Raw genomic sequence first — 4,502 nt, forward strand, 5'->3', positions numbered from 1 at the left:
TGCGTCCGTCTTCCTTCAGATTCCGCCTCACGGCGGACACCCTTGACTTTCGCTAACAGTTCCTACTGCCAAGTCTGTAGTGGACTTTCACCACCAAGTTGTCGCCCATGCCGGGCGCACGAAAAAAAGAAGCAGAGAGCCTACCCTCTGCTTCTTTTTTTCAAATGATTAAAGTTGAATTTTTTCTCCATTCTCAACAATAATGATCGGCTCTCCTTCAAGCAATGTATATTCCGTGGAGGACGGTGTCAGCATCACTTGAATCAATCTGTCTTTCACTTGTACCTTGAAGCTTAAACTGCCCCATTCCTTAGGACAATGAGGCGTCAAGTAAAGTGTCCCGTCATTGAATCGCATCCCTGCAAAGCCCTGAACGATACTCATCCACGTTCCGCCCATATTTGCAGCATGCACCCCGTCTTTCGTATTCGACTGAAGGTCGCTGATATCCATCAGAACTGTATCCATAAAGTAGTCATAGGCCTTTTCGTGTTTGCCAATCTGACTGGCCATCATGCCAAAAACAGACCGGGAAAGAGAGGAATCATGTGTGGTCACTTTTTCATAATAATCATAATCCCGTTTCAGCTGTTCCATTTCAAAATCATCGAAGAACAGAAACTCTGCCAGAACCGTGTCTGCCTGCTTGCAGACCTGGTGCTTGTATATCGTCAGAGGATGGTAATTAAGCAGGAGCGGATAGTTTTCTTCTGGTGTGTGTTCAAAATCCCAGACTTTTTTATGGAAGAAACTGTCGTCCTGCATCGTCAATTCTTTCTCCTCGTCATAAGGAAGAAACAGTCTGCTCTCTGCTTTTTTCCAGTCTTCCAATTCATCTTCAGTCACATGCAGCTCCTCCAGTTTGTCAGCCGCCTGCTCCTGCGCTTTCTGTGCGTACTCAATGGCATAGGACAAATTCTTTTTCGCCATCAGATTGGTGTAGAAATTATTGTTGACGATCGCCGTGTACTCATCGGGTCCTGTTACATCATTCAGGACAAAGGCACCGTCCCGTTCGTCGTCGAAATGTCCCCATTCCAGCCAGAAGCGAGCTGTTTCAACGAGGATATCCAGTCCTTCATTGAACATGAAAGCCTCATCTTCCGAAACTTTACCGTAATCATAGACGGCATGGGCGATATCTGCATTGATGTGAATCTGAGCCGTTCCAGCTGGATAATAGGGACTAGCTTCTTCCCCATTGATTGTCCGCCAGGCAAACAATGCTCCGTTGTCGATAGCCATAGTCCGTGCCCGCTCCCTCGCCTGAGGAAGAATACTGTGTCGATACATCAGCAGAGACTTGGCAATCTTTGGCTGCGTGTAAAGGAAGAAAGGAAACATGTACATTTCTGTATCCCAGAAATAATGCCCTTCATAGCCTTCACCGGTAAGTCCCTTGGCAGACATGTTTGTATGCCCATCCCGACCGGCTGCCTGATGCAGATGGAACAGATTGAATCTCAGTCCGATTTGGAGTGCCTGGTCGCCCTCCAGCTCAATGTCACTCTTATCCCAGAATTCGTCCATAAATAACAGATGTCTCATTTTCACTTCATCATACCCAAGTGTTTCAACCTCTGACATGATTTCCTTCAGATTCTCAGCCTGAGAATCCGTATCTTCTTCATTACTGTACTTATGACTGTAAGCTGTGAAGCGATCAATGATTACTGGAGCTGACCTGTCAGTCTGAAAGCTAGCGGTGACCTTGTTTTCAATCCGTTCAAGGCTGACCTGTTCAAAACGAGACACGACATGATCATAAATGACCGCATGCAGATCAGAGGCATGGGTGCTGATATGAATCATTCGGCCTGAGTCAGTCGATAGTGGGCGGGAATCAAATCTTCTTTCCGCCTGTTCCTTTTTTCTTGGATCCGGATCGTCTTCCGCCGACTCTTTCTTGCCCATATCTTCCAGTTCATCCAGTTCGAAGAGAAGCTGAACTGGCAGGTCATCTTTTTCTGACTCAATAATAATGCGCTGCGCCAAAATTTCTGGAAAATCGTAGGAAACAAAGCGTTCGATCGTGACATCTATTGACTGCTGCTTAGAATTCTCCCATGAAAAGGTCCGAGTCAGCAGACCGCTCTTAAGATCCAGTGTCCGTGAATGATGATCAACTTTTCCTGTTTCTAGATCAAATAGCTCATCATCCAGCGACAAATCCAATTTTTTAGCATCAGGAACAGGAATCGTCGTCTGATGATGAGTCGCATATCCGTAGGCCCATTCGCCGTAAGTGATTGGCTCAGTATCATAAAACCCGTTCATCAGCGTGCTGTCGCTGTGACTGTATGCCTGTGTCCGATGCCTTTCCTCCAGACTGCCTCTTGTTCCAATGTGTCCGTTTGAAAGTGAGAAGAGCGTTTCGTTCTGTCTTATCTGTTCTGAATCTGTACCAACTTCTTTAAGCGTCCACAACGTACCGTTTTTAATCAGGTCATGCATAAGCGATCGCCTTCCTTTCTTTACTGTTTATTTTGTCAATAACCCGGAAAGAAAGCAAGCTGAAGCCTTTTTGATAAGAAAAACTTCACGTACCGTTCAGCTATTGCTGAGGTCCCAGAAGAGCAGGCGAGCAGTAAAGCTAGAACCTGTCAATTACCGTATAAACCTTATACGTTCCCACTTTGCGGCAGTAAAAAACCTGAATACGCCGGACATCAGTCGACTTATTCAGGGTAGTGTCATCAATAATTTTCAATATAGGTCGTCAGTTCTTCAAGGGAAGGCAGCCCTTCGTTGTCCCCTTCATTCTGGACTTGGAGAGAGCCGATTGCATTGGCACGTAACGCAGCTTCCGGCCAGGTCAGACCGTTTAAATAGCCATGCAGAACACCTACAGCAAATCCGTCTCCGGCGCCGACAGTGTCTACGACTTTCTGCACTTTAAAACCAGGCACATTGATCGTGTCTTTTCCTTTTTCTGTAACAAACGCCCCGTCTGCTCCGCTTTTTGTAATGACGATCTGTGCACCCTTATCAATATAGAAGCGCGCGATAGCTTCAACGTCATCTGTCCCGACCAGGGTCTTGCCTTCAGAAAGACCAGGAAGCACCAGATCAGAGAGACCAGCAAGATTATTTAAGACAGTCACCATTTCATCTTCCGAAGACCAGAGAGCAGGCCTCAGGTTCGGGTCGAATGATATGAATGTTCCGGCCGATTTAGCCTTCTTCATCAGATAGACGATTGCTTCTCTAACCGTCCCGCTCACTGCTGGCGGAATGCCAGTTATGTGAAGCAGCTTCACATCAGAAAAGTCGATCCTATTTACATCAGCCTCTGACAGTGTAGTGAAGGCGCTGTTGTTTCTATAGTAGGCAGTAGACGGATCGCCGTCCTGAACTTTATTTTTCATCATCAGCCCGGTGTTGTGCTTCGGTGAATGAAAGATGTAACTTGTCCCTATCTTTTCTTTTTCGATGGCTTCTTCAATATAATCGCCTATGGGGTCCTTGCCCAGCTTCGTGACGTATTCCACTTTGTAATCCAGGCGGGACAGTCCTATCCCGACATTGATTTCCGCTCCTGCCAGAGATCGCTTGAACAAAGTGACATCTTTCAGCTCCCCATATTCCTGAGCAGTAAACAACCCCATCGGTTCTCCAATTAAAATGACATCCGGCATATGATCACGTCCTCACTTCACTTCGTTGTATTTCTGAACAAAGGCTTGAGCCTGCTCTGTGACACTTGAGTAGCCTTGAGTCTTCAAATCTTTAGTCAACGCACTGCCGATACCGACAGCCCATGCCCCGTTATCGATCCACTGGTCCATATTGTCCAGACTCACACCACCAGAAGGCATCATTTCTACATGCGGAATCGGGCCATGTACATTTTTGATGAAAGCAGGTCCCAATATTCCACCCGGGAACACTTTGACCACTTCGACTCCTGTCGCCAGTGCGTCCGCCACCTCTGTCACTGTGCCGCATCCAGGAAGATAGGGAATCCCATATGTATTGCAGACAGTTGAAATTTCCGGCACCATATTCGGGCTGACGATGAACTCAGCTCCCGCAATAATCGCAATACGTGCTGTTATTGCATCCATGACTGTTCCTGCTCCTACAACCATATCCGTCCCATCAAATTTTCCAGCAAGATCCCTGATCGATTCGTCGGCTTGCGGGGTCGTAAACGTCACTTCGATATTTTTGATTCCGCCTTCATAAACAGCTTCGGAAATACGCGTCGCTTCTTCAGCAGACTTCCCTCTAATCACTGCAAACAGATAATTGTCTTTTAAACGGGTCAAAATCGCTTGTTTTTTTGTCATAATATCCTCCTTGAATGCCTAAACTCATATATTAGTATAACGCTTTCTTTTGTGAAGCTCAATACTCTACCATATACATATCAACTATGTGTAAAATTAATGTCGGAAGAGGGGAAATTCGACCTAGACAAAAAGAAAGAAGACCCTTAATCTAGAGATAACGACAACGCTAGAGAAAGAGGTCTTCTTATGAATCAAATTATATCAGAA

At 46.0% G+C, this 4,502-nt stretch carries 3 protein-coding genes; all 3 read right to left on the reverse strand.

The features are described from left to right. Positions 1 to 168 precede the first annotated feature (168 nt). Entirely contained in the window at positions 169 to 2,454 is a 2,286-nt protein-coding gene (locus ACYQ2O_RS10660) for a glycoside hydrolase family 65 protein (RefSeq protein WP_346024716.1), read from the reverse strand. Positions 2,455 to 2,696: 242 nt separating this feature from the next. Further along, the gene (locus ACYQ2O_RS10665; RefSeq protein WP_346024717.1) at positions 2,697 to 3,638 is read right to left on the reverse strand and encodes a sugar kinase; all 942 of its coding nucleotides are present in this window, start codon (positions 3,636 to 3,638) and stop codon (positions 2,697 to 2,699) included. 12 nt (positions 3,639 to 3,650) lie between these two features. Further along, positions 3,651 to 4,292, reverse strand: a complete 642-nt coding sequence (locus tag ACYQ2O_RS10670) for a bifunctional 2-keto-4-hydroxyglutarate aldolase/2-keto-3-deoxy-6-phosphogluconate aldolase (protein ID WP_346024718.1) — start codon at positions 4,290 to 4,292, stop codon at positions 3,651 to 3,653. Between the last annotated feature and the right edge of the window lie 210 nt (positions 4,293 to 4,502).

It is taken from the genome of Alkalibacterium sp. m-11 (genome assembly GCF_054658155.1).